This window comes from Sphingomonas sp. PEI4, from assembly GCF_056679955.1.
The window spans coordinates 21,716-46,980 of sequence record NZ_JBWXPI010000004.1 but is presented as its reverse complement, the minus strand read 5'-3'; the positions used below and the strand labels follow the sequence as shown (position 1 = coordinate 46,980).

The 25,265-nt window shown below is 63.3% G+C and carries 31 protein-coding genes; 12 read left to right on the top strand and 19 right to left on the bottom strand.

What is annotated here, in order from left to right:
* The 8 genes from AC1MLZ_RS22510 to AC1MLZ_RS22475 are packed head-to-tail and all read right to left on the bottom strand — an operon-like array spanning nucleotide 1 to nucleotide 5,673.
* Entirely contained in the window at nucleotides 1–627 is a 627-nt protein-coding gene (locus AC1MLZ_RS22510) for a DsbA family protein (RefSeq protein WP_037529343.1), read from the bottom strand.
* A complete protein-coding gene (locus AC1MLZ_RS22505) occupies nucleotides 624–1,403 on the bottom strand; it encodes a TlpA family protein disulfide reductase (RefSeq protein WP_480962150.1) in 780 nt (259 codons plus the stop codon). Before AC1MLZ_RS22505 ends, AC1MLZ_RS22510 begins: the two co-directional genes overlap by 4 nt.
* Nucleotides 1,404–1,432: 29 nt before the next feature.
* Nucleotides 1,433–2,215: a sulfite exporter TauE/SafE family protein gene (locus AC1MLZ_RS22500; protein ID WP_037529349.1), complete on the bottom strand. Its 783-nt coding sequence runs from the start codon at nucleotides 2,213–2,215 to the stop codon at nucleotides 1,433–1,435.
* Entirely contained in the window at nucleotides 2,212–3,444 is a 1,233-nt protein-coding gene (locus AC1MLZ_RS22495) for an NAD(P)/FAD-dependent oxidoreductase (RefSeq protein WP_037529352.1), read from the bottom strand. The genes AC1MLZ_RS22500 and AC1MLZ_RS22495 overlap by 4 nt, the downstream gene beginning before the upstream one ends.
* A complete protein-coding gene (locus AC1MLZ_RS22490; protein ID WP_183937834.1) occupies nucleotides 3,441–3,875 on the bottom strand; it encodes a protein tyrosine phosphatase family protein in 435 nt (144 codons plus the stop codon). The genes AC1MLZ_RS22495 and AC1MLZ_RS22490 overlap by 4 nt, the downstream gene beginning before the upstream one ends.
* An 18-nt stretch (nucleotides 3,876–3,893) precedes the next feature.
* The gene (locus AC1MLZ_RS22485) at nucleotides 3,894–4,319 is read right to left on the bottom strand and encodes a DUF6691 family protein (RefSeq protein WP_037529424.1); all 426 of its coding nucleotides are present in this window, start codon (nucleotides 4,317–4,319) and stop codon (nucleotides 3,894–3,896) included.
* Nucleotides 4,319–4,756 (bottom strand): YeeE/YedE family protein, encoded by a 438-nt coding sequence (locus AC1MLZ_RS22480; protein WP_183937832.1) that lies wholly within the window; start codon nucleotides 4,754–4,756, stop codon nucleotides 4,319–4,321. The genes AC1MLZ_RS22485 and AC1MLZ_RS22480 overlap by 1 nt, the downstream gene beginning before the upstream one ends.
* Entirely contained in the window at nucleotides 4,756–5,673 is a 918-nt protein-coding gene (locus AC1MLZ_RS22475; protein ID WP_480962149.1) for an MBL fold metallo-hydrolase, read from the bottom strand. The genes AC1MLZ_RS22480 and AC1MLZ_RS22475 overlap by 1 nt, the downstream gene beginning before the upstream one ends.
* A gap of 85 nt (nucleotides 5,674–5,758) precedes the next feature.
* On the opposite strand from AC1MLZ_RS22475, the gene AC1MLZ_RS22470 reads away from it, so the two are divergent.
* From AC1MLZ_RS22470 to AC1MLZ_RS22455, 4 genes are all read left to right on the top strand, one after another.
* Entirely contained in the window at nucleotides 5,759–6,382 is a 624-nt protein-coding gene (locus tag AC1MLZ_RS22470; RefSeq protein WP_183937828.1) for a peroxiredoxin, read from the top strand.
* Nucleotides 6,379–6,789 (top strand): ArsR/SmtB family transcription factor, encoded by a 411-nt coding sequence (locus tag AC1MLZ_RS22465; protein ID WP_037529358.1) that lies wholly within the window; start codon nucleotides 6,379–6,381, stop codon nucleotides 6,787–6,789. Before AC1MLZ_RS22470 ends, AC1MLZ_RS22465 begins: the two co-directional genes overlap by 4 nt.
* Before the next feature lie 28 nt (nucleotides 6,790–6,817).
* The gene (locus tag AC1MLZ_RS22460) at nucleotides 6,818–7,363 is read left to right on the top strand and encodes a DsrE family protein (protein WP_409349188.1); all 546 of its coding nucleotides are present in this window, start codon (nucleotides 6,818–6,820) and stop codon (nucleotides 7,361–7,363) included.
* A 134-nt stretch (nucleotides 7,364–7,497) separates the two neighbouring features.
* Nucleotides 7,498–8,931 carry an IS1182 family transposase gene (locus AC1MLZ_RS22455; protein WP_480962148.1) on the top strand — a complete coding sequence of 478 codons (1,434 nt, stop codon included), beginning with the start codon at nucleotides 7,498–7,500 and terminating at the stop codon, nucleotides 8,929–8,931.
* A 23-nt stretch (nucleotides 8,932–8,954) separates the two neighbouring features.
* Here AC1MLZ_RS22455 and AC1MLZ_RS22450 read toward each other — a convergent pair whose 3' ends face one another.
* The 4 genes from AC1MLZ_RS22450 to AC1MLZ_RS22435 form a co-directional block, all read right to left on the bottom strand.
* Nucleotides 8,955–9,599 (bottom strand): recombinase family protein, encoded by a 645-nt coding sequence (locus AC1MLZ_RS22450; protein WP_151992502.1) that lies wholly within the window; start codon nucleotides 9,597–9,599, stop codon nucleotides 8,955–8,957.
* Between the two features lie 261 nt (nucleotides 9,600–9,860).
* Nucleotides 9,861–10,652: an SDR family NAD(P)-dependent oxidoreductase gene (locus tag AC1MLZ_RS22445; RefSeq protein WP_132884499.1), complete on the bottom strand. Its 792-nt coding sequence runs from the start codon at nucleotides 10,650–10,652 to the stop codon at nucleotides 9,861–9,863.
* Between the two features lie 47 nt (nucleotides 10,653–10,699).
* The gene (locus AC1MLZ_RS22440) at nucleotides 10,700–11,554 is read right to left on the bottom strand and encodes an SDR family oxidoreductase (RefSeq protein WP_480962147.1); all 855 of its coding nucleotides are present in this window, start codon (nucleotides 11,552–11,554) and stop codon (nucleotides 10,700–10,702) included.
* Between the two features lie 29 nt (nucleotides 11,555–11,583).
* Nucleotides 11,584–12,423, bottom strand: a complete 840-nt coding sequence (locus tag AC1MLZ_RS22435) for a DODA-type extradiol aromatic ring-opening family dioxygenase (RefSeq protein WP_480962146.1) — start codon at nucleotides 12,421–12,423, stop codon at nucleotides 11,584–11,586.
* Between the two features lie 87 nt (nucleotides 12,424–12,510).
* Between AC1MLZ_RS22435 and AC1MLZ_RS22430 the strand changes: the two genes are divergently transcribed.
* The gene (locus tag AC1MLZ_RS22430) at nucleotides 12,511–13,419 is read left to right on the top strand and encodes a LysR family transcriptional regulator (protein ID WP_037528212.1); all 909 of its coding nucleotides are present in this window, start codon (nucleotides 12,511–12,513) and stop codon (nucleotides 13,417–13,419) included.
* A 227-nt stretch (nucleotides 13,420–13,646) separates the two neighbouring features.
* On the opposite strand, the gene AC1MLZ_RS22425 is transcribed toward AC1MLZ_RS22430, so the two are convergent.
* Both AC1MLZ_RS22425 and AC1MLZ_RS22420 read right to left on the bottom strand, forming a co-directional pair.
* The gene (locus tag AC1MLZ_RS22425; protein WP_480962145.1) at nucleotides 13,647–14,663 is read right to left on the bottom strand and encodes a zinc-binding alcohol dehydrogenase family protein; all 1,017 of its coding nucleotides are present in this window, start codon (nucleotides 14,661–14,663) and stop codon (nucleotides 13,647–13,649) included.
* Nucleotides 14,664–14,747: 84 nt separating this feature from the next.
* On the bottom strand, nucleotides 14,748–15,683 hold the full coding sequence (locus AC1MLZ_RS22420; protein WP_151991790.1) for a LysR family transcriptional regulator: 936 nt from the start codon (nucleotides 15,681–15,683) through the stop codon (nucleotides 14,748–14,750).
* A gap of 113 nt (nucleotides 15,684–15,796) precedes the next feature.
* Here AC1MLZ_RS22420 and AC1MLZ_RS22415 point away from each other — a divergent pair, with 113 nt between their 5' ends.
* From AC1MLZ_RS22415 to AC1MLZ_RS22390, 6 genes are all read left to right on the top strand, one after another.
* Nucleotides 15,797–16,591, top strand: coding sequence for a type 1 glutamine amidotransferase domain-containing protein (locus AC1MLZ_RS22415; RefSeq protein ID WP_480962144.1), 795 nt, complete (start codon nucleotides 15,797–15,799; stop codon nucleotides 16,589–16,591).
* 71 nt (nucleotides 16,592–16,662) lie between these two features.
* On the top strand, nucleotides 16,663–16,959 hold the full coding sequence (locus tag AC1MLZ_RS22410) for a putative quinol monooxygenase (RefSeq protein WP_132884492.1): 297 nt from the start codon (nucleotides 16,663–16,665) through the stop codon (nucleotides 16,957–16,959).
* A 10-nt stretch (nucleotides 16,960–16,969) separates the two neighbouring features.
* Complete coding sequence (locus AC1MLZ_RS22405) at nucleotides 16,970–17,149, top strand: hypothetical protein (protein ID WP_066781563.1); 180 nt, start codon at nucleotides 16,970–16,972, stop codon at nucleotides 17,147–17,149.
* A gap of 18 nt (nucleotides 17,150–17,167) precedes the next feature.
* On the top strand, nucleotides 17,168–17,908 hold the full coding sequence (locus tag AC1MLZ_RS22400) for an SDR family oxidoreductase (protein ID WP_037528221.1): 741 nt from the start codon (nucleotides 17,168–17,170) through the stop codon (nucleotides 17,906–17,908).
* Nucleotides 17,909–18,019: 111 nt separating this feature from the next.
* Nucleotides 18,020–18,313 (top strand): putative quinol monooxygenase, encoded by a 294-nt coding sequence (locus AC1MLZ_RS22395; RefSeq protein WP_037093999.1) that lies wholly within the window; start codon nucleotides 18,020–18,022, stop codon nucleotides 18,311–18,313.
* A gap of 351 nt (nucleotides 18,314–18,664) precedes the next feature.
* Nucleotides 18,665–19,057, top strand: coding sequence for a hypothetical protein (locus AC1MLZ_RS22390; protein WP_183937810.1), 393 nt, complete (start codon nucleotides 18,665–18,667; stop codon nucleotides 19,055–19,057).
* Here the strand turns inward: AC1MLZ_RS22390 and AC1MLZ_RS22385 are convergent.
* On the bottom strand, nucleotides 19,051–20,160 hold the full coding sequence (locus tag AC1MLZ_RS22385; RefSeq protein WP_183937808.1) for an S-(hydroxymethyl)glutathione dehydrogenase/class III alcohol dehydrogenase: 1,110 nt from the start codon (nucleotides 20,158–20,160) through the stop codon (nucleotides 19,051–19,053). The two genes, AC1MLZ_RS22390 and AC1MLZ_RS22385, sit on opposite strands and share 7 nt — an antisense overlap.
* Nucleotides 20,161–20,260: 100 nt before the next feature.
* A complete protein-coding gene (locus AC1MLZ_RS22380; RefSeq protein ID WP_151989526.1) occupies nucleotides 20,261–21,250 on the bottom strand; it encodes a zinc-dependent alcohol dehydrogenase family protein in 990 nt (329 codons plus the stop codon).
* A gap of 138 nt (nucleotides 21,251–21,388) precedes the next feature.
* Here AC1MLZ_RS22380 and AC1MLZ_RS22375 point away from each other — a divergent pair, with 138 nt between their 5' ends.
* Nucleotides 21,389–21,967, top strand: coding sequence for a TetR/AcrR family transcriptional regulator (locus AC1MLZ_RS22375; protein ID WP_234422445.1), 579 nt, complete (start codon nucleotides 21,389–21,391; stop codon nucleotides 21,965–21,967).
* A 286-nt stretch (nucleotides 21,968–22,253) separates the two neighbouring features.
* Here the strand turns inward: AC1MLZ_RS22375 and AC1MLZ_RS22370 are convergent, their stop codons facing one another.
* Genes AC1MLZ_RS22370 through AC1MLZ_RS22360 form a run of 3 tightly spaced genes read right to left on the bottom strand, consistent with a single transcriptional unit; the run spans nucleotide 22,254 to nucleotide 25,140 of the window.
* A complete protein-coding gene (locus tag AC1MLZ_RS22370) occupies nucleotides 22,254–23,132 on the bottom strand; it encodes a hypothetical protein (RefSeq protein ID WP_037529360.1) in 879 nt (292 codons plus the stop codon).
* Entirely contained in the window at nucleotides 23,129–24,562 is a 1,434-nt protein-coding gene (locus tag AC1MLZ_RS22365) for a relaxase/mobilization nuclease domain-containing protein (RefSeq protein ID WP_311725918.1), read from the bottom strand. Before AC1MLZ_RS22365 ends, AC1MLZ_RS22370 begins: the two co-directional genes overlap by 4 nt.
* Nucleotides 24,559–25,140 carry a hypothetical protein gene (locus tag AC1MLZ_RS22360; RefSeq protein WP_480962143.1) on the bottom strand — a complete coding sequence of 194 codons (582 nt, stop codon included), beginning with the start codon at nucleotides 25,138–25,140 and terminating at the stop codon, nucleotides 24,559–24,561. Before AC1MLZ_RS22360 ends, AC1MLZ_RS22365 begins: the two co-directional genes overlap by 4 nt.
* Nucleotides 25,141–25,265 lie beyond the last annotated feature (125 nt).

Below are 25,265 nucleotides of genomic sequence, written 5' to 3'. Positions count from 1 at the left end.
TCAGCGAGCCTGAGGCTTGCTGCGCGCCGTTGCGACAAGCCGGCGTAGCGTCGGCAGATCAACCGCGCCGGCCACCACTTGTAAGCCGACGATCAGCGCCGGTGTTCCGTTGAACCCGATCGCTTGAGCGATGGCGTTGGTACGAGCGAGGAGCGCATCGATTTCTGCACCGCGGGTCTTCAGATCGCGTTGCAGACGCGGCCAGTCTACCTTGGCTCTCGCGGCAGCGGCCTTGACCCCGGCGCTATCGAGCCGTGCCGGCGAGGTCAGCAGCGCCTCATGAAAGGCGGCATGTTTGCCCTGCCACTGGCTCGCGACGGCCGCCCGGGACGCCTCACGGGAGGCGGGTCCGAATATCGGCCAATCCCGATACACGATCCGCACCTTCGGGTCGGAGCGAAGCAGAGCGTTCAGCACCGGCTCCATGCGACGGCAATAGGGGCAGTTGTAGTCGAAGAACTCGACAACGGTGACGTCATAGGCTCGGCCGGCACGCTTCGGAGCAACGGGATCGTCTACGACCGCCTTACGCGACAGATCGGGTTGCTGCGCGACTGCTGGCATTGCCGGCACGGCGACGGCGAGCAACGCCAGAAAGCTGCGACAGAGAAGGTTGCGTCGGTTCATCGGTGTTTCCTTGCCATATCGATCCCATCAGCGAGGGCGGCGCGTGACAGCTCGCCAAGCTGAAGCTGCACGATCGTTCCGTCCGCAGCGACGAAGGCGGTTGCGGGATAGCCAGCGACTTCGAGGGCTTGGGAAAGCCCACGGGCAGGATCGAGCGCGACATTGCTCACGCCGATGCCTTCACGGGTAAGAAACCCGGTGACGATTGCTGGAGCCTCACCCTGATCGGCGAGCAGGATCGGCACATCCCGATTGCGCGTTGCCGCGGCGTCGAGCATCGGCAGCTCGCGCCGGCACGGCCCGCACCATGTCGCCCATAGATTGATCACGAAGGGGCGGCCCTGGAAGCGTGCAAGCGGAAGCGGAACTCCGGGCTGCGTCGTCAACGTTAGATAATAGGGGAACGGACCGTAGTTCACGGGCGGGATAAGCGCCTGGAGCGTAAACCACAGGCCACCCGCTATCGCCAATGCCCCCCAGCCCGCCGCCAAGGCGCGTGTTCGGCCAAGCTGGAAGGCCAGCGTCGCGGCAGCACCAATGATGCCGGCGATGGCGGAGAAGCCGCCCTGCCAGACGGCGAAAATGGATAGGGGCGCTTCGACGTAGCTCGCCCAATGTGCCGCGACATAGCCGATCCGCGCCGCCACCAGTCCAGCGACGATGGCACTGGTGGCGACCGTGGACACCCGCGGGAAGCGGAACCGCCCTGCCAAGGTTGTCAGCCCCAGGAACACGACGATGCATAGCACCGCCAGTCCGCGTTCAACCGCCATCATGAGCGGTCCGATGGCAATCGCGCTTCCCATCAGAGAAACGCGCCTGCGCTCTTCCAGAGCATGTAAGCTGCCACGACGAAGATCAGCACCGCGAAGACGGTGGTAAGCGTTCCGCCCGAGCCAAGGCGCTTGGCCATGCGTGTGCCGATCAACCCGCCGACGACCCCGCCGCCAATGAAGACGAAGGCAAGCGGCCAGTCGACCAGCCCGGAGAATGCATAATTGGCGGCGGTCGTCAGGCCGAAGGCGGTGACAGCAATCAACGACGTGCCGACAGCGTTGAGGATCGGCATACCCGTCGATCCGATCAGGCCCGGAACGATCAGAAAGCCACCTCCGATGCCGAAGAACCCTGAGAACAAGCCCGTCCCAAGGCCGTAGCCCAGCACCTTGGGTGCCTTCTCCCGGTTGCATTCCGCACCGGGATTACCTGCATCACCCCGCCCGCGAAGCATCAGGACGCCGACAACGACCATGACAAGCGCGAACAGAAAGAGCAGCTTGCCGCCATCGACGGCCTTGCCGACGGTGGATCCGAGCAGCGCACCGATGACGCCCGCTGTGGCGTACATGCCCCCGCACCGCCATTTTACGGTATGAGCCTTGGCATGACCGATAAGACCGGTCGCGGCATTGGCTGCCACGGCAAACGCACTCGTGCCGATTGCAAGGTGCGCATCGGGCACGCGCACCAGATACACCATCAGCGGTACGGCGAGGATCGAGCCCCCGCCGCCTACGAGGCCAAGGGTAAATCCGACCAAGCTGCCCGAAAGGGCGCCAAGCAGATACTGGATCGGTTCGAGAGTCATGCTGCCTTGCCGATTTCATGCGGGGCGGCCATCCACTCGCGGCCTTTCAGCATGCCCTGCCAGTAGATCGGGGGCAGCATGCGCTCCTTCAGGAACCAGGCGGCGCGCGTGGGACGCGTTCCGTCGAGCAGCCAGGATGGAAAGCTGGGCAGCAGCTTTCCGCCATAGCCGAACTCGGCGAGGACGATCTTACCGCGTTCGACCGTGAGCGGGCATGAGCCGTAACCATTATAGTCGGCAACGGGGGGTCTGCCGTCGAGCGCGGCCAGCGCGTTGACGGCGACCACGGGCGCCTGGACGCGAGCAGCAGCGGCCGTCTTGGCATTGCTGGTGCCAGCGGCATCGCCAAGGCCAAAGATGTTTTCAAATCGCTTGTGCCGCAGCGTAGTCTCGTCGACCTCGACGAAGCCGTTCGCAGCCGCGAGCGGGCTATTGGCGACGACCGCATGTGACACCTGAGGTGGCACGACATGGAGCATATCGAACTCACGTTCGATCCGCTCGGAGACGCCGTCCTGCTTGCGCTCGAACGTGGCGACGCGACGATCGGCGTCGACCGCGACCAGGTTGGACTCAAGCCTGAGATCGATGCCGTACTTCTCGACATATTCCATCAGCGCCGGGACGTAGGTCGGGACCCCGAACAGGGCTGCGCCGGCATTATGGAACTCGACGTCGATAGCTGGGAGAACGCCGCTATCCCGCCAGATGTCGCAGGAGAGATACATCGCTTTCTGCGGTGCGCCGGCGCACTTGATCGGCATGGGTGGCTGCGAGAACAGCGCCCGCCCCTGCCGCAACTCCTTGACGAGCTGGTAGGTGTAGGGTGCCAGATCGTAGCGGTAGTTGGAGGTGACGCCGTTGCGGCCGAGAGCCTCAGGCAGCCCCTCGATCTTCTCCCACGCCAGGCGCAGCCCGGGCGCGACGACCAGAACGCGATAGGTCAATGTGCCACCGTCTTGGAGCTCGATCGCGTTGCGGTCGGGGTCGATGGTGATCGCGGGCAACCGTATCCAGCGGACGCCCTTAGGCATCACATCGGCTTCGGCCTTGCGGGTTTGCTCGGGCGTGAAGACGCCGGCCCCGACCATCGTCCAGCCAGGCTGGTAATAGTGGTCCGTGGCCGGATCGACGACCGCGATCGTCACCTTGGCGTTGCGCTTCAGAATGCTGGAGGCTGTCGCGATGCCGGCGGCACCGCCCCCGATGATGATGACGTCGTAGGTCATTGATCCACCCTTTCGGAACGGCGCTTCAGCGCAGGCGTCAAATCGGCAAGGTCGTACCCGGCAGCCTTTGCCTGGGCGATGATCGTCGCCGGATCGGCGCGATCGGCCTCGGCCAACGCCCACAAGGTCGCCGCGCGTGTCCCGCTACGGCAGAAGCCGAGCGTAGGCTGTGGCAGTGTGGCTAGCGCCTCCTTCATGCGATCCGCATCGGCGTCAGTCGCCTTGCCCGGTACGATAGGGACATGGGCAAACGCGAGACCATGTTCGCCTGCCATTCGGGCCATTTCTTCCGCGCTCGGCTGGCCCGCCTCTTCGCCGTCCGGGCGGCTTGAGATGATCGAGCGATATCCTGCCTTCGCGGCAGCGGCGAGGTCGTCTTGCGTCAGCTGGGGGGCGGCAGAGAAGGACGAGGTGATCTGCTTGAAAGCCATGTGATGTCTCCTGTCTGATCAGGCCGAACGGCGGGAAGTGAATGCAAAGCGGTGGACGGCAACGCCGAGGGCCATTGCAGCGATGAAGACCAGTGCCGGCAGAGGCTGGATCGCCAGTGCGGCAATGGCGGGACCTGGGCACAATCCGACGATGCCCCAGCCTATGCCGAACAAGGCCGCACCGCCGATGAGGCGCCGGTCGATCGGCGAGGTGGCGGGCGTGTGAAATTGTTCGGCCGCGATCGGGGTCGAGCAACGCCGCACGACGAACCACGCTATCGCCATCGGCAGAATTGCGCCCGCCATGACGAACGCCAGGGTCGGGTCCCACGCGCCGGTGACATCGAGGAACGCCCGCACGCGCGCCGGATCAATCATTCCCGAGACGGCAAGGCCGGCGCCGAACAGCGTCCCGCTGGCGAGTGAAATGAGGTTCTGGCGCATCACAGTATTACCCCGGACAGACGCATGATCGTGACCGTGACGACGCCGGTCGCCATGAACGTAGCGGTCGCGGCGATGGACCGGGGCGACAGGCGAGACAGGCCGCATACGCCGTGCCCACTGGTGCACCCGGACCCGAGCCGTGTTCCGATACCGACGATCAGACCGGCGACGGCGATCAGCGAAAGCGATGTCGGAAAGCTGGCCTTCACGCCTAAGCTGGCTGCAACAATACCCGCGCCCAAAGGCAGACCCGCGGTGAAAAGCAGCGCGATTGCCCATGGTGGACCTCCAGCGGAAAGACCCAAAACCCTCGCGAACATGCCGCTGACTCCGGCGATGCGGCCGTTTCCGAGCAGCATGATCGCCGCGGCGACACCGATCATCAGCCCGCCGATGAAGCCTTCGAGCGGCATGGCATGCGGAAAGCCCAGCATCACAACGCATCCAGCGGGATCTTGAGGTAGCGGGTGCCGTTGGCTTCCGGCTCCGGCAAATGACCACCGCGCATGTTCACCTGAATCGAGGGCAGGATGAGCTTGGGCATCGACAAGGTGGCATCGCGACTGGTCCGCATCGCGACGAAGTCGTCTTCGCTGACCCCTTCGTGGACATGCACGTTGCCGACACGCTGCGCGCCTACAGTCGTTTCCCAGACATATTGGTCGCGACCCACCGCCTTGTAGTCGTGGCAGAGGAACAGGCGCGTCTCGTCCGGCAGCTGCATGAGCCGGCGGATCGAGCGGAATAGCTGGCGTGCGTCGCCACCAGGGAAGTCTGCCCGCGCGGTGCCGTAGTCGGGCATGAAGAGCGTATCGCCGGTGAAGACCGCGTCGCCGATGGCATAGGCCATGTCCGCCGGCGTATGGCCGGGCACGTGCAGCGCAACGGCGTCGATGTTGCCGATGGCAAAGCGGTCGCCGTCGTCGAACAGCCGGTCGAACTCGGAACCGTCGCGCTCGAAATCGGTGCCAGCGTTGAAGATTTTGCCAAATACGTTCTGGACCCGGATGATCTCACGACCGATCGCGAGCTGCCCGCCAAGCGCCTGTTGAAGATAGGGTGCCGCAGACAGGTGATCGGCATGTGCATGGGTTTCCAACAGCCAATCGACCGTCAGTCCCTGATCCCGCACGTAAGCGATCACTGCGTCCGCCGACGCAGTTTTGGTCCGGCCCGCCGCGGCGTCAAAATCGAGGACGCTGTCGACGATCGCAGCTTTTTTCGTCGCCGCGTCCCAAACGACGTAGGTCGCTGTGTTGGTGGGCTCATCAAAGAAGGACTGAACGACCGGCGATCCGGCCGTTTTTGCGCGTCTGATCTGGGCGTTGGCTTCGCTCAAAACCGGGTCCATGACCATCTCCGTTTAATCAATATCACGGTTTATGTAGTTGTGTAATCATATTGCGTCAACGGGGTGTTCGTGCCATTTGGGAGGAATGGAAATGATTGATGCGAACATGCCGCGCTCGCTGCGCATCGGGGATGCAGCCCCGAACTTCACCGCCCGCACCACGCAGGGCGAGATTGCGCTCGATCAGTATCGTGGGCGCTGGGTCGTGTTCTTCTCGCACCCTGCCGACTTCACGCCGGTTTGCACCAGCGAGTTTGTGGCCTTGGCCAAGGCGGCACCTCGCTTTGGAGAGTTGGATTGCGCGCTGCTAGGGCTGTCGGTCGACAGCCTCTACTCGCACGTGGCTTGGCTACGCGCGATCAAAGACGTCTTCGGTGTAGAGGTGCCATTTCCGGTAATCGAAGATCCCTCGATGGCGGTCGGGTATGCCTACGGCATGCTCGACGAGCAGGCCGGAGATGCCTCAACCGTGCGCGCGACTTACTTCATCGATCCTGAAGGCATCATCCGCGCGCTTAGCTGGTATCCGATGAATGTTGGTCGGTCTGTCGACGAGATGCTGCGCACGGTCAGGGCGTTGCGGCGCTCGGCCGATGGCGAGGCCTATACGCCTGCTGACTGGCAGCCGGGTGACGACGTGCTCCTGCCTCCTGCCTTGCCGGGGCACGCAGGCGCTGACTGGTTTCACCAAACGAAGGCTGACCGGTGACGGCGATTTACCAGTCCCGCGCGCTCGCCGACGTCGCAGTCGAGAAGCTGCGCGTGTTCGCGCAGCCTCAGCGGCTTATGATCCTGTCCTATCTCTTAGACGGCGAACGGCAGGTAGCGGACATTGAGGCCGCCACGGGCGTGACACAACCCGCGCTCAGCCAGCAGCTTGCCGAGCTACGGCGCGCCGAACTCGTTAAGACCAGACGTGAGGCCAAACAGGTTCACTACCGCCTTGCCGACGACGCAGCCGCATTGTGCGTGCGAACCCTGGAGGCGATGTTTGGAGCCGACGATCTGTCGGCCCCCCAAACAGCCCCCGCCCTCCGCCAAGTACGACCGCGCGAGACGCCCTCCGTGGTTCGACCGCAAAATATCGGTGCGGCCGTTTTTGCGAGAGTTGGCTGATCATTTTGACTGAAAAAGGAAAAAGCGGATGCGCATGCCAATCATTGCTGTTGCAGGATGCTTGTCACTCATGAGCAGCGTCAGTGCTTTAGCCAGCGTGCCCGGGCAGGCGGTGATAGCGGGATACGGCGCGATCACACCCATCGAAGGTGCTGCGGAACGGCCCGATCGCAAGTTGCGCTATCGCGTGCTGTTCAATGTGACCAAGGCCGCGGCAACGCCGGATAAGATCAATCCATCTCTGGAGAAGGTCGCCCGCTTCCTGAACCTGCTAGGCAACGACGGCGTTCGTCCAGAACAAGGCGATGTCGTCGTGATCGTCCACGGTCCGGCGACGCCCATCGTTACCGAAGATCGCGCCTATGCGATAAAGACGGGAGTAGCTGCGAACCCTAACCTTGCTTTGATTGAGGCGTTGAAGAAGGCGGGTGTGTCCGTTCGGGTATGCAGCCAAGCTCTTATTGGCAACAAGATCGACCCCGCTACGGTAGAAAAGAGTGTCGAGACCGACGTGTCTGCGCTGACTACTTTGGCGACGTTGCAGCTGCGTGGTTGGGCGCTGATCCCAGACTGATCGCGCCGATACGCTTCCTGCTTCATCATTCCAGTCGGTAACGCTGCCGGTGTCATAACCGGTCGGGCCTGTTGAAAAATGCCGGACATGCCGGGTTGCTCCTTCGTTTCACCCCTGCCGAAAGGAGCGTCGCTATGATGGGACCAGCCTGTCGCGGTGGGCGGGGAGGGGCGATCCACCGCGCCATAGAAGCCATATTGCCCACAGACCACCTGCTGCGTCGCATCGACCAGTGTCTCGACATGAGCGAGTTGAGGCAGGCACTGACCGGTCATTACAGCGCACGGGGGCGACCATCGATCGATCCCGAACTCCTCATCCGCATGACGCTGATCGGCCGAATCTACGCGATCACGTCCGAGCGGCGCCTGTGTGAAGAGCTGTGCTACAATCTGGCCTATCGCTGGTTCTGCCGTCTTAGGCCGGGAGACAAGGTTCCGCACCACTCGACGTTCAGCAAGAACCGGCATGGTCGCTTCCGCGATGCCGGCGTGTTCCGGATCCTGTTCGAGAGCACGGTTCGACGCTGCATCAGTGAAGGGCTGATCGGCGGAAAAGACGCCGCGATCGATGCGTCGTTCATAGCGGCTGATGCGAGCTGGCAGCGCAAGACCGTTCCTGGCTACTTGCCGTATGTCGCCAACGCGTCGCGCGCGGTTCGGGAATGGGTGCAAGACACAGGTGATGCCGTCTGGGAAATGGCGCGCTCGAAAAGCTGCCAAGGCGTCTCTCGAACCGACCCTGCCGCGGCTTGGTCGGCGCGAACGGTGCGTGGCCGTTTCGGCTACGCCCTTAACACGCTGATAGACACCCCGAGCGGCGTCGCGCTTGATGTTCAGGCGACGCCGGCTCGCTTTGCGGAGGAGGTCGATGCAGGCCGCGTCATGCTCGAGCGGTCGGCCGATCGGTTTGACTATCACCCAAAGCGGGTTGCTGCCGACAAGGCCTATGGCAGCGCCGTCTTTCTCGGCTTCGTGCGGGACCACGGTGCAATCCCGCACATTCCCGTGATCGATCGGACGCACCAGACCAATGGCAAGCTGCCACGATCGGCCTTCAGCTATGACCGGGATACCGACAGCTTTACCTGCCCGACCGGCAAGCCGCTTCGGCACCACGCCTTCCATCCACCCACCGGCGTACATCGCTATGCTGCCGACGCCCGGGACTGCGCGGCGTGCGTGCTTCGGAAGAAATGCACGACGGCACGGCGTCGTACCCTGACCCGTCTGGACGATGAGGACGTCCGCGATCTTGCCAGAGCCGAAGCACAAACCGGCCTGTACAAGCGGTCGATGCGGTTGCGGCGTGGGGTCGAACGGTTCTTCGCTGACGCTAAGGGGAAGCATGGCATGAGGCGGCTTCACCTGCGCGGCATCCGCGGAGCGGAAGAAGAGTTTCTGATCGGTGCGGCGGTGATGAACCTGATGATACTGGCGCGACCACGTCGGCTGATCGGCAAGCCGCGCCGGGGTGTCTGCGTTCCCGCGGCATTGACCTCGGCTACCATCTCGGCCCGGTCGATCGAACATGACGTGATCGTGCCGCCATTTAGGCGATATACCTGACCGTTGCAGCGTGGTCCGGTTCATCACGCGGCGCGCAGTCGTTCTTTACGGTACGGTACGCCGTCGAGCAGTGCCTGGCCCGGCGCCTTGGGCGTGCCGTCGCCATTCACATACATATAGAGCGTCGTGGTTGTCATCCCGAGACGGCGCGCGACATCGGCTGCGATCGCGTTGCGATCGGACATCGCAGCCATCGCCATTGCAAGGGTGGCCTTATCCATCTTCCGCGGCCGACCCCCCATCCGTCCCCGCGCGCGTGCCGCAGCAAGTCCTGCCTGGGTGCGCTCGGCGATGAGCTCGCGCTCGAACTCGGCGAACGCTGCGAAGATGCCGAAGGCGAGGCGGCCGTTGGCAGTCGTGGTGTCGATCTGCGCGCCGGCCCCTGTCAGCACCTTCAGGCCGATGCCGCGTTCGCGCAGCGCCTCGGCTGTGATGACAAGATGGCGGAGGTCGCGCCCAAGACGATCGAGCTTCCAGAGGACCAAAGTGTTGCCGGGCTGCAGTGCCTTCAGGCACGCGGTCAGGCCGGGCCGGGCGTCGTGCCGCCCCGACGCGAGGTCTTCATAAATCCGCGAGGAATCGACGCCGGCAGCGAGCAACGCATCGCGCTGGGGTGCCAGGGTCTGCGAGCCGTCAGCCTTGGACACCCTCACATATCCGATGAGCATCGTTACCCCGCCAGAAAAGACATCCGGCACCCTGCAATGTGCCGGTGGTTTCCGCAACGGGTTTTCCGATTGCCGGGATGCGCTGATGAGGCAAAATCAGCGATCGCCAGAAAACCGGTCGTTTTTCTGGCGGTCTGGCTTTCCGTTTTGCCACGCTCGACAAACAGTTCGGGAAACGGCACCCGCCTTGCCGTCTGTCGTGCAACTCGCGCATTGGTCGTGCTGGCCGCCCTTTCCAATCGGGATGGGACAAACTGAAAGTCAGGCGATCGTATCCACCACACCGCCGTCAACGCGTAGCGCCGCACCGGTGGTCGCGGACGCCTGCGGAGAGGCGATATAGACGCACAGGTTGGCGACTTCCCCGACCGTGGCAGCACGCCGAATAATCGAGGACGGTCGGTGCGCCCTGACGAAATCGGCGCCGGCCTCTTCCAACGATTTGCCCGATGCGACCGCGTCCGCCAGCATCTCGGTCACGCCCTCCGACAACGTTGGACCGGGAAGAATGGCGTTCACCGTCACGCCCGTGCCCGCCATGCGCTTGGCCAGCCCACGCGACAAGGCAAGGTCGGCCGTTTTGGTCACGCCGTAGTGGATCATGTCCGCCGGGATGTTTAGGCCGGATTCCGAGGACAGGAACAGCACCCGACCCCAGCCTTTGTCCCGCATCCCCGGCAGATAGGCCCGGGACAGGCGTACGCCCGACAACACGTTGACCCGGAAGAAGCGCTCCCATTCCTCATCGAGTGTCTCGAAAAAGTCCTGCGGGCCGAAGATGCCGGCATTGTTGACCAGGATGTCGACCTCCCGAAGCGCGGATACGATGGCATCACATCCGGCTTCCGTGCCGACGTCTCCGGCCACACCGCGCACATCGGCATCCCCGACCTCACGCTTTAGCTCGGCCACCGCCGCCTGGGTGCGGCTCTCGTCGCGCCCGTTCAGAACGACGATCGCCCCGGCTGCCGCCAACCCCTTCGCGATCGCAAAGCCGATGCCGGCGGTCGAGCCGGTCACGAGCGCCGTCTTGCCGGAAAGGTCGATGTTCATGCGCTATCTCCAGGGATGGTCGTTATCGGTCGGAGTTGTCCGTAACGTCAGCCCTGCACGGCGAGTTGCGCCCGCACGGCGTCGGCCAGCGGCGTCGTCGGACGTCCGATCAGCTTCGAGAACTGATGAGCGTCATCAAACAGCGCACCGTTTGAGGCATCGACGTCCCACGCCGCAAGCCCCTCGGCGAAGCCCTCGGGCAGGCCGACCTGCTTCAGGATTGCAGCGTATTCGGCCTGCGGTAGATCGCGGTACGGGATGTCGCGACCGGTCTGGCGCGAGATCTCGGCGGCAAGGTCGGCGAGCATCACCGCGTCGTCACCGGCCAGCTCATAGGTCTTGCCCTCATGGCCGGCGCTGGTCAGCACGATGGCTGCGGCTTGGGCATAATCAGCGCGGGTCGCGAGCGACAGGCGTCCCTCGCCAGCGCTGCCGACGAGCGCACCATTCTCCAGGGCTGCGGGAATCGAGCCGGTGTAGTTCTCGGTGTACCAGCCATTGCGCAGGAGGGTCGTCGGGATACCGGAGGACGCCAGCAGCGCTTCGGTCGCGCGATGCTCCTCGCCCAGACTGATCGGCGAGCGGTCGGCATGCAGCAGGCTGGTATAGACGATACGCTTGATGCCTGCCTGCTTGGCGGCCTCGATGACGTTGAGGTGCTGCGGCTCGCGCTGCCCGACCTCGCTCGATGAGATCAGGAGCAGCGTGTCGACCCCGGCCAGCGCCGGAGCGAGCGTCTCGGGCTGCGCGTAATCGAAAGCGCGTGCCTCGACGCCCAGATCGCTGGCCTTTTCGGGCGAGCGCACCAGCGCCACGATCGGCTCGCCGGTCGATTTGCGCTTCAGGCTTTCGATGACGAGGCGGCCAAGCTGGCCGGTCGCGCCGGTGACGGCGATAGTCATGACAATTCTCCTTCGGTGACGCGGTAAGATTAGTTGAAACGGAAGCCCGAAATGGCGGTCGACAGGACTTCCTCGGCATAGACCCGGGCGCCTTCGCCCTCGGTCGCACCGGCTGCGACCATCAGGGGCAGCAGATGCTCCTCCTTGGCCGGGGGATGGGCGAACCGTGCCGAGGGCGCATCGGCCCAGCGCGCCAGGCGCTCGGCCCGCTGCGGGCCGTCGAGTTCCATGCTTTCGGCCAGCCACTGGTCGAACGCTTGCGAGCCGGGCGTCGAGCGCGGGTCGCCATAGGCGCGCATGTTGTGAAAGCTCATGCCCGAGCCGAGGATCAGCACGCCCTCCTCACGCAGCGGCGCAAGGGCGCGGCCCGCAGCGACATGGAGGGCCGGGTCCAGCCCCCGCTCGACGGACATCTCGATCAGCGGAATGTCCGCATCCGGAAAAGCCACTTTGAGGGGGACGAACACGCCGTGATCTAGGCCCCGCTTCGCGTCGACAGTCGAGGGGATACCCGCATCCTTGAGCAAGGCCGCGGCACGAGCGGCGAGCGCGGGTGCGCCTGGCACGTCGTAGCGCAGCTGATAGGTATGGGGCGGGAAGTTGTAATAGTCGTAGATCAGTTCGGGCCGTTCGGCGCCGGTGAAGGCGAAGCCGTCCGTCTCCCAATGTCCCGAGACGACGAGGATGGCCTTGGGCTTCTCGGCAAGCGTGTTCGGCAGGTTGCGCAGGAACGCTTCCATACCGATCCACACGCCGCGCGGATCGTCCATGAAGAAGCAGGGGCCGCCGCCATGCGGGATGAAGTAGGTGGGCTGGACGTTCATGGTCATACACTCCGGTGCAGGCGCCGCGGAGGCGGCCTGGATCATCGATCTGTTGGCCGGAATATGTGCCCGCTATCGCGCAATGATAATCGCTCGCGTAGAAGGATCAGCTTCAACCACGGGTAGGAAGTCATGGCGGATCGGTTGACGGGTATGGACGTATTCGTGCGGGCGATCAGGCTCGGTGGCATCTCTGCTGCCGCCCGTGATCTGCACATGTCGCCTGCGATGGCGGCCAAGCACCTCGACGCCCTTGAAGCGCGGCTTTGCACAACGCTGGTCCAGCGCTCGACGCGTCGACTGTCGCTGACCGAGGCGGGCGCTGACTATTTCGAGAAGGCCGAACGTATCCTGATGGAGATCGGTGAAGCCGAGGCGGAGGCATCGTCGCGATCGATCACCGCGCGGGGACTGCTGCGCGTCAGTGCGCCCGCCACCTTCGGCGTCCTGCACCTTGCCTCGCTCGTCCCTACATTCTCCGCGCGTCATTCCGAGGTGACGATCGAACTGGGCTTCAACGATCGCTACGTCGACCTGCTGGAAGAGCGATGGGATGTGGCCGTGAGGATCGGGCGCCTTGCCGACAGTGCGCTTGTTGCCCGCAAGCTCGTGGCGATGCGCGTCGTGCTGTGTGCCGCCCCCGCCTACCTGGAGCGGCGCGGAACGCCCACCCGCCTGGCCGATCTTGGCGATCACGATTGCCTCGGCCACACCAACGCGTCGCTTGCAGGAACGACATCGTGGGCGTTCGGCAAAGACGGGACGATCAAAGTGCCGATCTCAGGATCGATGTGTTCCGACAATGGCGAGGCCTTGGTTCGCGCTGCCATCGCGGGCCAAGGGCTGGTTTATGGGCCACGCTTTATTGCGGCAGAGGCGCTTCGCGCCGGCCAATTGAGCGAGCTTGAGCTGGACGAGCCGCCTATGATGCTGGGAGCGGCATATGCCATCACACACCCGACGCGGCGCCCCGCCGCCAAGACGCGGGCGTGGATTGACTTTTTAGCCGAAGCACTCCCCGCTCTTGGCACCGATTGGTGAGAGGCCGAGCTAGCAGACGTCCCGAGTTTTCACCCGAGGACCGCGTCTGCTATCTCAAAACATCATGGTCTTTTATGATTGTAGATATCAGTGACCCAGCGAAAGCGACGCCCACAACCGCACATGGCTGGCATCGATAACGCCGAGGCTTGGTCCCTTTCAGTTGGTGCAGCGGGGGCCGCGGGCGCCGCGGGCGCGGCGGACGTTGCGGGTGAGCGTGAACCGCATCACTGCCAACCCTCGATGACGATCTTGCCGCGTGCGGTAGTGCTCTCAAGCGCCTGGTGCGCGCGCTTGAGGTTCGCGGCGTTGATGGGGGAGAACCGTTCGGTGAGGGTGGTGCGCACCTCCCCGGCGTCCACGAGGCTGGCGATGGCCGACAGGGTCTGACCCTGCGTTTCCATATCAGCGGTCTCGAACATGGACCTGGTGAACATAAACTCCCAGTGGGTCGACACCGACTTGCGTTTGAACGGTACGACATCGAGCGTCTTGGGGTCGTCGATGAGCGCAAAACGTCCCTGCGGGGCGATCAGCTCGGCGATCTGCTCGATATGCTCGTCGGTGTGCGTGGTCGAGAAGACGAAAGCCGGCGCGCCAATGCCCAAATTCGCCACTTGCCGAGCCAGCGGCTGGCGATGATCGATGACATGGTGCGCACCGAGCTCGCCCACCCAGGCCTGCGTTTCAGGGCGCGAGGCTGTCGCAATGACGATCAGCTCGGGTACTTGGCGAGCAAGCTGGATTGCCATCGAGCCTACCCCGCCGGCACCCCCGACAATCAACAGCGCATGTGCTGCACCGGCTACAGGAGTACGCACGGACAATCGCTCGAAGAGGGCCTCCCACGCGGTGATCGCCGTCAGCGGCAACGCCGCTGCCTCTGCCCAATCGAGGCTGGCCGGCTTCTTCCCGACAATGCGCTCGTCGACCAAGTGAAACTCGGCGTTGGTCCCATCGCGGCCGATGCTGCCCGCGTAGAACACCTCGTCGCCCGGTTCGAAGCCGCGCACTTCAGGGCCAACAGCGCGAACGACACCGGCGGCATCCCAACCCAGGACACGCCAATCACCGTGGATCGAACCCGAGCCAGCGCGCACCTTCGTGTCAACCGGGTTTACCGAGACAGCCTTGACCTCGACAAGGAGATCACGGCCGGTAGCGTTGGGATTGGGAAGTTCGATATCGACGAGAGCTTCCGTGCGATCGATCGTTCCGGGCTGCTGGTAGCCGATTGCGCGCATGATAAATCCTATTGTCAGGGGCTGTATAGCGAACTTTGTCGTGTACGGGATACGCACAAGCGACGTCGCGGTTCGACATCGTCCTCAGGCTGGCGACGGCGTGGCTGCCGCTGCCGTCTTCCCCGTGAGGTCGGTGATGACCGCGCCGATCAGCGCCCGTAGCCAGCGGTGTGCGGGATCATGCCGATAGCGGACGTGCCAAGCCATTTCCACGGGAAAGCTGCCAAGGTCGACCGGAGCCGGCAGGATCTTCAGCCGGGGGTCGTGCATCAGCCGCCTGCAGATGAGCGAGGGCAAGGTGGCGCAATAGTCGGTCACCGCCACCATCTCGGCTACCGCGAAGAAGTTTGTCACGGAGATTGCGACGTCACGCTTCAGCTGCTGCTGCGCCAGCGCCTGGAACAGCCCGGCGCGCATCCGTCCGGGCGGCACGATGTTAACGTGCTTCATCGCCTCGAACTGCTCGCGCGTCATGGCATCGCCGACGCCCGGATGGTCGGCGCGGACGGCGCAGGCGAGCCCTTCGTCCATCAGGTGCTGGACGACGAGATTGTCGGGCGGATCGACGATGCGGCCTAGTACGAGCGCCGTCGTGCCCGATACGACGCCTGTTTCCACAAGATCGTTGCCGTAGGGCGTCAGACGAAGCTTTATGCCGGGAGCGACCTTCTCCAGGCGCGCCACGACAGCGGGGACGAGGACGAACTCGACATAGCCGTTCGGCGCGATGGTGAAGAGCCGTTCGGCCTGTACGGGGTCGAAGGCCTGCTGACCGAGGACCGCGTTGTCGAGCTGCGCGAGTGCCTCGGCGATCAGCGGCGCGAGTTCTAGCGCGATTGGGGTCGGCTGGATGCCGTAGCGCTCGCGGACGAACAGCTGGTCCTGAAGCATTAGTCGTAGACGCGATAGGGCGTTAGACAGGGCGGGCTGTGTCATGCCCATGCGCTCGGCGGCCCGCGTGACGCTGCGCTCCTCCATTAACGCGACGAAGATCGGCAGCAGGTTCAGATCGTAGCGCATACAGTCATCCTGTTAGCGTTATATCTGAAATCAGAAAGATAAACTTCTGGAATATGTCAACGAGGCCCATTTCCCATCCATCGGCGACGGACGCCGCGAACATGGAGGTTCAGATGAGCAAGGGACAGGTTCTCGTTCTTGGATCGAACGCAACGCAGATCGGTCTTCGTGGCGGCGGTACCGCGACGGTCGGTCAGTATCTCAACGAGACGGCGGTCCCCGCGCTGGCTCTGCTCGACGCCGGCTATGACATTGTTCTCGCCACGCCCAATGGGGCCAAGCCGCACATCGACTCCGTCTCCGTTTCGGTTGATCATTTTGGCGGCGATCAGACGGCATTCCAGCGCGCCAAGGACTTTTTCGCCAGCCACCCGGCGATGAACGACGTCCGCAGCTTGCGCTCTGTCGTCGAGGGCGGCCTGGACGGCTTTGTCGGAGTGTTCGTGCCGGGCGGCCACGCTCCCGTCGTCGACCTGATGCAGGACCACGACGCGGGCACGATCCTCCGTCACTTCCACACGGCGGCCAAGCCGACCGCGCTCCTCTGCCACGGACCGGTAGCCGTTGTCGCTACGCTCGACGATGCTCCGGCCTTCCGCAAGGCGCTGGAGGAAGGCGATGACGCCGGGGCGGCCGACCTGGCGCGAGACTGGATCTACTCGGGCTACCGCATGACCGTTTTCTCGGCGAGCGAGGAGAAGATCGCCGAGGAGCAAGTACTGAAGGGCGAGCTCTTCTTCGACATGGAAAAGGCGCTGCGCTCGGCCGGTGGCGACGTCTCGGTCACTGACAAGAACTTCGCTTCGAATGTCGTCGTGGACCGGGAGCTGATCACGGGTCAGAATCCGGCGTCGGACCAGGCCATGGCCGACGCTTTGATCGAAGCCCTCGATCGCGCCGCTGCGTGAGTACCAGGATGACGGGCGGGGCGCTCAGGATGCGCCCCGCTTCGCATATAACCATGACAAGGAACGGTGCCATGACAGCCAACGTGAAGATCGTCGCCGTGCTCACCGCCCGTGCGGATACCGTCGACCGCCTGCACGCTCTGCTCGACGCCATGTTAAAGCCGAGCCGTGCGGAGCCGGGCAATTTGCGCTACGATCTCTGGCAGGACCAGAGCGATCCGAACCGCTTCGTCCTCGACGAGCTGTACGCGGACTCGGATGCGGTTGCCGCCCACCGCGCGACGCCCCACTTCCAGAACTACCTCTCTCAGATCGGCGATCTGGCCGAGCGCGGCGCGTTCGTCCTCAACCCCGTCTCCGCGACCTGAGGGTGCTGCCATGGGCAAGCTTAAAGAATGGGTGGGGTCGGCGCTGCTGGCACAACCGTTCTATGTAGAGGAGCTGCGGATGATCGGCCTGTTGGCACCTGCGCTTCGCTTGGGCCTTATTGGCCTCGTTTATCCACGCGGCGGCTACCGCTGGCGCGGGGCCGCGATCCAGCGGAAAATCAACATCTGAAATCAAGGACACACAGTCATGACCAAAGGTATCGAAGGCAAGGTTGTTCTCATCACCGGCGGCAGCACCGGTATCGGCGCGGAAACCGCGCGGCTTCTCGCTGAACGCGGCGCCAAGGTGGCCATCGCCGCCCGTCGCAAGGACAGGCTCGACGAGGTTGTCGCGGACATCGCCTCAAGCGGCGGCACGGCACGTAGCTACGCGCTCGACGTCACCGACAAGTCGGCGGTCCAGTCCGTCGTCGCCGCGATCATCGCCGACTTCGGTCGCCTCGACGTGCTGATCAACAACGCCGGGCTGATGCCGATCCGTCCGATGGCCGAGGTCAACACCGACGAGTGGGACCAGATGATCGACGTCAACCTGAAGGGCACGCTCTACGGCATCGCCGCGGCTCTTCCCGGCTTTCTCGAGCAGGGCAGCGGCCACATCATCAACCTGAGCTCGGTTGCGGGCATCAAGGTCTTCGCACCAGGCGGCACGGTCTACTCCGGCACCAAGTTCGCCGTCAGCGCCATCAGCGAGGGTCTTCGCCAAGAGGTGGGCGAAAAGGTCCGTGTCACGTCTATCGAGCCCGGAGCCGTCGAAAGCGACTTGAAGTTCACGACTTCGGGCACGGCTGCCGAGACGGTACTCGACTTCTATAAACAGGCCATCCCTGCGGCGTCGGTGGCGCGTGCTATCGCGTTCGCTGTCGAACAGCCTGATGACGTCGACATCAACGCGATCGTCATCCGGCCGACCGCACAGCAGTTCTGATTTCGACGAGGAGGCGGGGCCGCGTGTGCTCCGCCTCATGGGGAACGTACCGGCCCGCTCTTCCGTTACTTTGCCGAATAATGACTGTCGGTTTCACTTGAGGATTCATTTATGCCCAAACTTGCCCTGTATGTACCACTGAAGGCCAAGCCCGGAAAAGAGCGTGATGTCGCCAATTTCCTGACCTCGGCATTGCCGCTCGTTCAAGCTGAGGCGGGCACTCTGACCTGGTATGCGATCGAGGAAGGTCCCGGTGCGTACGCGATCTTCGATACGTTCGACACAGAGGAGGATCGGCAGGCCCACCTTGACGGCAAGGTTGCCGCCGCACTGATGGACAAGGCAGAAGAACTGTTTTCTGAACCCCCGCAAATTCACAAGTTCACCCTGCTGGCCGCGAAATAGCGGAGTGGTCGGTACCTAAGCTGCCGTTTGATTGCAGGGTAAGGTTCGTGTTTCTATCCGGAATGGGTGGACCGGCCGTATCAGGAAATGAATAAATGAATATGGCAGGTCATCCGCGATAGTGGATGACATTGTCTTCTGCACTTATCACATCTCTGAATTTAATGATAAGGCGCCGTTGATGTGTCGTGACATGACGGCACCATTCGTTCGCGGGAGATTCTTGAGCACATCAATTTGGCGCGTTATTCGGCTGTTTTGGCTCAATCATTCAGAAAACCCCGGGTCAACCGCGGTGACACATCGCCGGCTCCCGCTTCCAGATTCGACCCATTCCAACGTGTGGTCGAAATGCACCTGATCGAACGTGCGTTCGGCCAGATTTACGACCTACAGCGCCGCCTTGAGATAGCGGGCGGTGAGACTGCCTTCCGCTTCCGCAACGACGCCAGGGACGCCGCTGCCAACGATACTCCCTCCATCTTCCCCGGCCCCCGGTCCCAGGTCGATGATCCAGTCCGCCTGTGTGATGGCGCGCATGTCATGTTCGACGACTACGACGGTAGGCGGCAATGGTCCGTGCCGCTATCGACATGTAACGACCGTACTTCGGCGCTTGTTACCGCATCGCGACGCGTTGCCCATTTGCCAGAGCGCGCTTCATCATGGCCGGGGTCGGGCCATGATGACGGCCGAGTTGTCGATCCGAGCGCCTCGCGCCGCTTCGGATCGGCGGGTCAGTAGTGAATGACCGTGCGGATCGACTTGCCTTCGTGCATCAGTTCGAAGGCCTCGTTGATCTCCTCCAAACCCATCGTGTGGGTTACAAATGGGGCCAGATCGATATCGCCTCTCATCGCATCCTCGACCATGCCGGGGAGCTGTGTCCGTCCCTTGACGCCACCGAAAGCGGACCCCTTCCATACGCGGCCCGTGACGAGCTGGAATGGGCGGGTGGAGATTTCCTCGCCCGCGCCGGCAACGCCAATCACGATCGACTGACCCCAGCCACGGTGCGCTGATTCAAGCGCGGCGCGCATGACGTGGACGTTGCCGATGCACTCGAAGGTATGATCGATGCCCCAGCCCGTCATCTCGATCAGCACTTGCTGGATAGGCTTGTCATGGTCCTTGGGGTTGATGCACTCGGTCGCACCGAACCGGCGTGCCAGCTCGAACTTGGATGGATTGGTGTCGATGGCGATGATGCGACCCGCCTTCGCCTGGCGCGCACCCTGAATCGCCGCGAGGCCGATGCCGCCGAGGCCGAACACGGCGACCGAGTCTCCGGGCTGGACCTTGGCGGTATTGTGGACTGCGCCGATGCCGGTCGTGACGCCGCAGCCGAGCAGGCAGACATGTTCGGGGTTTGCCTCGGGATTGATCTTGGCGAGCGAGACTTCGGCGACGACAGTATATTCACTGAAGGTTGAACAGCCCATGTAATGATAGAGGGGCTGACCATTGTACGAAAAGCGGGTGGTCCCATCGGGCATCAAGCCCTTGCCCTGCGTTTCGCGGACAGCGACGCACAGGTTGGTCTTGCCCGACAGGCAGAAGTCGCACTTGCCGCATTCGGCGGTGTAGAGCGGAATCACGTGATCGCCCGGTCCGACGCTGGTGACGCCTTCACCGACCTCGACAACGATGCCCGCGCCCTCGTGGCCCAGAACCACCGGGAAAACACCCTCCGGATCACTCCCCGCCAGCGTGTACGCGTCGGTGTGGCACACACCGGTGTGCGTCACCCGTATGAGGACTTCGCCTTTCCGGGGTGGGGCGACATCGATCTCGACGATTTCGAGTGGCTTGCCCGCCTCGAAGGCTACAGCGGCGCGAGATTTCATGTTGGGATACCTTCGTTGAGTTAAACCGATTGCTGGTGCGAGGCCGTTGCGTCAGCGCAAATTCGTGGGGGAGCGATCGCTCACTCCCCCGGTATGCCGGTCAGACCGTAACGACGACCTTGCCGATCTGGTCGTTCGATTCGAGGAAGCGGTGAGCGTCCTGGATGGCGTCGAGCGCGAAAGTGCGCGCGATCCGCGGCTTGAGCGCGCCCGATTCCAGACCCGCCACGATGAACGCCTTAGCGCGATCGAGGGCGGCATCGTCCGAGACGATCTCGCTGTAGAGATACCCCTTGAGCGTGAGGCTCTTGCCCAGCACGGAGAACAACGGGAACGGCGTCGGTTCGCCGCTGAGCGCGCCATATTCGAGCAGGATGCCTCCGCGTGCCATGCTCTCGGTCAGCGGCTCGAACGACGGGCCTCCGACCGGATCGAGCACCACGCGCGCACCCTGACCATCGGTTATCTCCATCACCCTCGCTACCAGATCCTCTTCCCCGGTCGCGACGACATGATGTGCACCGGCATCGATCAGGGCCTGGCGCTTGGCGCCGGTACGCGTCGTCGCGATTACCGTCGCGCCGACCATCCGCGCAATCTGGAAGGCTGCAAGGCCGACGCTGCTGGAGGCAGCAGTGACGATGACAAAATCGCCCTCGCCGAGTTTCGCCTGCTCCACCAGCGCACCCCAAGCGGTGACATACTGCATCCACACGGCCGCCGCTTCCTCGAACGTCAGCGCCGCCGGATGTTTGACGACGAGGCGGGCGGGCACGTTGGCGACCTCGCCATAAGTGCCCCAGCGCGCGATATCGAGCGGGGGGATGACGCTGACGGCTTCGCCTTCCGCAAACCCGGTCACGTCCGCGCCGACCGTAACGACAGTGCCGGCAGCCTCATAGCCAAGGCGGCTCGGGAACTCGGCTTCCTGAAGATAGGCATGGTTGCGGAACATCACCTCGGCGCGGTTTATGCCTATTGCCTTCACCGCGATCTGCACTTCGTCAGCCGCGGGCGCGGGGACTGCCACATCTTCAATCCTGAGGACGCTGGCGTCGCCATATTCGTGGATACGGACGATGCGGCTCATTGGAAAATCCTTGATTATTGAATGATCGTTCTGTAAGAGAGCGGAGCACCAGTTTCAAGATATTATTTATCGATCGTTCCATATCGTGCACCAGAGATGACAGAGACGAAAGCCCGGCGCCGCGCAGGTCGCCCTCGTGTGTTCGACACTGACGCTGCGCTCGACAAAGCGGTGCGGCTGTTCTGGCAGCGCGGCTACGAGGCGACATCGATGGCCGATCTGGTGGCGGAGACTGGCGTCGCCGCCGCCAGTCTCTATGCAGCGTTTGACAACAAGGCGGGGCTGTTTGCGGCGGTAATCGAGCGCTACGCCGCGACGTTCAGCGTCCACCTCTATGCACCCATCAACGATCCGGCGTTGTCCACCTACGAGGCCGTCAAAGGCCTGCTGGAACGAGCGGCGTCACTATTCTCGGAACCTGGAACGCCGGCCGGCTGCTTCATGTATTCGGCAGCGGCAGCCGTGTCGCCGGCGTCCGCCGCCATCGAATGCCTGCTGCGCGACAAGCGTATCGCGGCGGAGGCCCTCCTGATCGAGCGTTTACATCGGGGCGCCGCGCAGGGCGAGCTTGCGGCCGATACTGATCCGGCCGTCCTAGGCAAATTCATCAATACGGTCATGGAAGGCATGTCCGTTCAAGCGCGCGACGGCGCTACGATCAACGAACTTCTCTCCATCGCCGAAATGGCACTCGATCGATGGCCGGCTGCGGTTTGATCGTCCAGGCGAGATCCCAGCAGCCTGTTTTTCAACAGCCACGGTCGGTTTTGGAACCGCTGTCCGGAGCGCGGTTTTCCGTCTGTTTGTAGGTATCAGAACCGCGTGTCATAATCAGGCTTCCAAGGCTCTTAGATTTTGGCGCTAACGACCGGGACTTGGCGAGTGCCGGCAGACAGTTTCGTGACGCTCGGGCGGCCGCTCCTGTCCGATCCGGACATTGGCGAAACGCCAGTGAACTTCGTAATCTGGTCGGAAGCCGTCAATTCACTCTACCGGACGCCGTCTAACGGTCCTTGCTGGGCTCGACCGTAGTCGCACGTTCGCTGCTGTAAGCCGGGCCACTGTCACCTATGCTCGGCCGTTCGCCTGCCTCGATGCGGGTTGCTAGATCGCTGTGAAGCGAGCCGAGCTCGGGTGGAAAATCCACACCAGCCGCAGACCCCAGCCTGCGCTCCGTATCGTCGAAGAGATCTATTGCGCCTGCCAGTTCGGGTTCACTGTATAGCGCTGCGCTTTCCCCTGCTCGCCATAGGCCGGCAAGTTGGTGGGACCGGATCATGCAAGCCGAGGCCGTTCGATCGCCCGCAACCGTGGTGTCCGGCGGTCCTGGCGGCGCGGCCCCCCTCCCCTTGATCTCGGCCCGCGTAATTGCCACCAGGCGGTAGCGCAGGACCCGGGATTCTGAGGTATCCGTTGGTGAGGGCTGCTGCTGATGGTTCAGGAAAGAGATAAGCTCCGCGGTGGTGGTGGTCGACGCGGCGTTGCGCCAGTCCGTCAAAGCCCGTTCCTTCGATGCCAGATCCGCAGGCTGGGTTAGGATAAAGCGCTCGAGGAGCGGATCGCTGGCTACTGCGACAGGCAGGGGTGCCCGGTTACCGTTAGCGGCGGCATGGGCGAAGCCGATCGCCGCCGCAATCGTACCCAGTTGCGTTTTCATGATCTCACGATCGTCGATCGATCGCGCTAGGATCATCTCGAGGATCGGCGTTAGATCCGTCACGGCGGCCTGGCCCGCATCGATCGTGTCGAGCCTGCTGACGATCTCTTTGTGTGTCGCCTCAATGCGCTGGCTGCTCTCGGTCAGCGCATCGAGCTGCTCCTGAACGAGCGTCAACGCGTCCAGAACGCCCGCCAGAGCAACGCTTACCTGGTCCGTACTCATCGTTCTGGCCTCCCCCTATCCGGCGAACGCGCGCGGTCCAGAGTTGAGCGATCACGATCCAATATCTCGCGAAGGACCTCCTCCGGCTTGCTTGGCGTCGGTGCTGTGGCCTGCCGTTCGGCCTCGGCCATAAGCGAACGAAGGCGCTCGGATACCACTGAGGGTCGGTGTTCATGCGGAGTGTCTTCGGTCCGCTCGGGGCTCTCCCGGAGTGCTTGCTTGGCCTCCAGCTTTCCACGCATGACGCGTGAACGTTCCAGTGCTGCGGTGATCGGATCGCGCCCGGGGTCCGCAACAGCCGGGCGCGTCCGAGCATCGACGACCGCGTCGCGCCTGCGGGACGGTGAAACGGCACGCATCGCCCGGGCGGAGTTGGGCTCGGGCGGCGGCAATGCCGCGACGAACCGTTCGAGGCTCTGTGCGACCACCTGATCGGCAAGGGAATGCGAAGCCGACAGCTCCGCGACGGATCGCATATAGGTCGCGCGAACGATGGCCTGCCGACTTGCAAGAACGGCCTCGACCGGGTCGGAAATACCCTGGTCGCGAAGGCGCCGGGCGCGCTCGGCGCGGCCCGTATCGATCTGCGGAACCTGCCCTTTGTCGCGCATCTTCCGTACCGCGATGTGTTCATGCGCGGGGTCGATACCGCGCGCTCTGGTCGGCGTGGCGTTGGCCTGGATGCCGCGTTCGCGGAGCTTCTCGGCGAAGCGCTGCCGCCATCGAAACAGATCATCCCGGTCCGGATGGAAGCGGCGCCCATCGTAATCGCGACGTGCGATCGTGAGGTGAACGTGCGGATGGTCGCGATCGACGTGAAGGCCGGCAACCCACGACCGGTTCGCAAACTCCTCGGCTGCGAAATCCAGAGCTGCCGCTTTCAGACGCTCCGGATCGGTCCCCGACGGCATCGAAAGGATCATCGATATGGACGTCGCACCCTTGCGTCTGGCGTCCCCGTCCATCTCGAAGTTGTGCCAATCCTTCGCGAGAATCTGCATGTCCCGTCCGTCGCGCAGCACGACGCCCTCGCCGGTTTCAAGCCCGAGTTCCTCGTCGGGACCATGCCCCAGCCGACTGATGTAGGCGAAGTTGGCAAGGACGTGTCCGCCGCCATGCTGACGCCCCGTGATCCGCACCATAACCTCTGGAACTCGACGTGATGTGCGATCCGCAGCCATGATCGCCCGGCCGCTCATCCGGGCCTGCGGTCCTCCCCCGAAAGCATGTTTCGCCTGCGCACTGGGACGCGAAGTGGCCAAAGATGATGCGGCCTTCGGGAACATCGATGCGACGGCAAGGCCGAGCATTGTGCCCCCCGTTTTCGGGCCCTTTGCGCTGCCGCCTCCAGTCCCGAGGCGGTACTTCTTCGGCGGCGCGAAGACGCCCGCCATGGAGTCCATCGTTCCGGAAGAGAAGCGGAAGCTCACGCTACTGAACCTCGGTGAGTTTCGGTCCAGTACCCGACCTCTGCCCCGATCACGGCCGAGAGGGCCAGCCGGGTCGTAAACAGCAGCGCGTTCAGCTCTTCACATTTTTCGATAAAGGGACCGGCGATGCGGGCGATATCGAGCGAGCTTTCGGGCTGGTTCGCTGCGTTCATCGCGTGGACCGCCTGGTTGATGTTTCGGCCGATCAGAAGCACCTGCTTGCGCAATTTGACGATCTCAACCTGGGTGGCCGGAGCCAGCCTCAGCACGCCCGCCTTGTCCCAAAGCTGCCAGCGAAGCGTGCGTTTGATCCATTCGTTTCGCGTCATCTTCATCGGCGCCGCTACGGTGTCGATGCCTTCGACCTCGCTCCGGTCGAGTCGGACGGTGACGCGAACGAGGTCGTCGGGATGCCCCCTGCCCTGAATTGGCAGCACCGGGATGTCATCGTTCTCCGGGGCCAGCACGGCGTTGGCCAGTACGCTTTCCATCCAGCTGCTGCGGGTTTGCCCATTCGCCGCGGCAACGCGGTCGATCTCGGCGACCAATTCGTCCTTCAACCGCAGGCCTACATTCATCCTAAAAGCCCCGTGCAGCGGCCCCCACAAGCCAATGTTAAACATTGGTGCCGTGAGGCATATCCTGCCATCCCTAGTAATTGCCTATCCTCATAAAACAACGACCTCTTTGGAGCTAAATCGCT

Bases quoted from the DNA above. Each gene is read 5' to 3' on its own strand.
- AC1MLZ_RS22510 (WP_037529343.1), bottom strand. From the start codon at position 627: ATGAACCGACGCAACCTTCTCTGTCGCAGCTTTCTGGCGTTGCTCGCC.
- AC1MLZ_RS22505 (WP_480962150.1), bottom strand. From the start codon at position 1,403: ATGATGGCGGTTGAACGCGGACTGGCGGTGCTATGCATCGTCGTGTTC.
- AC1MLZ_RS22500 (WP_037529349.1), bottom strand. From the start codon at position 2,215: ATGACTCTCGAACCGATCCAGTATCTGCTTGGCGCCCTTTCGGGCAGC.
- AC1MLZ_RS22495 (WP_037529352.1), bottom strand. From the start codon at position 3,444: ATGACCTACGACGTCATCATCATCGGGGGCGGTGCCGCCGGCATCGCG.
- AC1MLZ_RS22490 (WP_183937834.1), bottom strand. From the start codon at position 3,875: ATGGCTTTCAAGCAGATCACCTCGTCCTTCTCTGCCGCCCCCCAGCTG.
- AC1MLZ_RS22485 (WP_037529424.1), bottom strand. From the start codon at position 4,319: ATGCGCCAGAACCTCATTTCACTCGCCAGCGGGACGCTGTTCGGCGCC.
- AC1MLZ_RS22480 (WP_183937832.1), bottom strand. From the start codon at position 4,756: ATGCTGGGCTTTCCGCATGCCATGCCGCTCGAAGGCTTCATCGGCGGG.
- AC1MLZ_RS22475 (WP_480962149.1), bottom strand. From the start codon at position 5,673: ATGGACCCGGTTTTGAGCGAAGCCAACGCCCAGATCAGACGCGCAAAA.
- AC1MLZ_RS22470 (WP_183937828.1), top strand. From the start codon at position 5,759: ATGGAAATGATTGATGCGAACATGCCGCGCTCGCTGCGCATCGGGGAT.
- AC1MLZ_RS22460 (WP_409349188.1), top strand. From the start codon at position 6,818: ATGCGCATGCCAATCATTGCTGTTGCAGGATGCTTGTCACTCATGAGC.
- AC1MLZ_RS22455 (WP_480962148.1), top strand. From the start codon at position 7,498: ATGATGGGACCAGCCTGTCGCGGTGGGCGGGGAGGGGCGATCCACCGC.
- AC1MLZ_RS22450 (WP_151992502.1), bottom strand. From the start codon at position 9,599: ATGCTCATCGGATATGTGAGGGTGTCCAAGGCTGACGGCTCGCAGACC.
- AC1MLZ_RS22445 (WP_132884499.1), bottom strand. From the start codon at position 10,652: ATGAACATCGACCTTTCCGGCAAGACGGCGCTCGTGACCGGCTCGACC.
- AC1MLZ_RS22440 (WP_480962147.1), bottom strand. From the start codon at position 11,554: ATGACTATCGCCGTCACCGGCGCGACCGGCCAGCTTGGCCGCCTCGTC.
- AC1MLZ_RS22435 (WP_480962146.1), bottom strand. From the start codon at position 12,423: ATGATCCAGGCCGCCTCCGCGGCGCCTGCACCGGAGTGTATGACCATG.
- AC1MLZ_RS22430 (WP_037528212.1), top strand. From the start codon at position 12,511: ATGGCGGATCGGTTGACGGGTATGGACGTATTCGTGCGGGCGATCAGG.
- AC1MLZ_RS22425 (WP_480962145.1), bottom strand. From the start codon at position 14,663: ATGCGCGCAATCGGCTACCAGCAGCCCGGAACGATCGATCGCACGGAA.
- AC1MLZ_RS22420 (WP_151991790.1), bottom strand. From the start codon at position 15,683: ATGCGCTACGATCTGAACCTGCTGCCGATCTTCGTCGCGTTAATGGAG.
- AC1MLZ_RS22415 (WP_480962144.1), top strand. From the start codon at position 15,797: ATGAGCAAGGGACAGGTTCTCGTTCTTGGATCGAACGCAACGCAGATC.
- AC1MLZ_RS22410 (WP_132884492.1), top strand. From the start codon at position 16,663: ATGACAGCCAACGTGAAGATCGTCGCCGTGCTCACCGCCCGTGCGGAT.
- AC1MLZ_RS22405 (WP_066781563.1), top strand. From the start codon at position 16,970: ATGGGCAAGCTTAAAGAATGGGTGGGGTCGGCGCTGCTGGCACAACCG.
- AC1MLZ_RS22400 (WP_037528221.1), top strand. From the start codon at position 17,168: ATGACCAAAGGTATCGAAGGCAAGGTTGTTCTCATCACCGGCGGCAGC.
- AC1MLZ_RS22395 (WP_037093999.1), top strand. From the start codon at position 18,020: ATGCCCAAACTTGCCCTGTATGTACCACTGAAGGCCAAGCCCGGAAAA.
- AC1MLZ_RS22390 (WP_183937810.1), top strand. From the start codon at position 18,665: ATGCACCTGATCGAACGTGCGTTCGGCCAGATTTACGACCTACAGCGC.
- AC1MLZ_RS22385 (WP_183937808.1), bottom strand. From the start codon at position 20,160: ATGAAATCTCGCGCCGCTGTAGCCTTCGAGGCGGGCAAGCCACTCGAA.
- AC1MLZ_RS22380 (WP_151989526.1), bottom strand. From the start codon at position 21,250: ATGAGCCGCATCGTCCGTATCCACGAATATGGCGACGCCAGCGTCCTC.
- AC1MLZ_RS22370 (WP_037529360.1), bottom strand. From the start codon at position 23,132: ATGAGTACGGACCAGGTAAGCGTTGCTCTGGCGGGCGTTCTGGACGCG.
- AC1MLZ_RS22360 (WP_480962143.1), bottom strand. From the start codon at position 25,140: ATGAATGTAGGCCTGCGGTTGAAGGACGAATTGGTCGCCGAGATCGAC.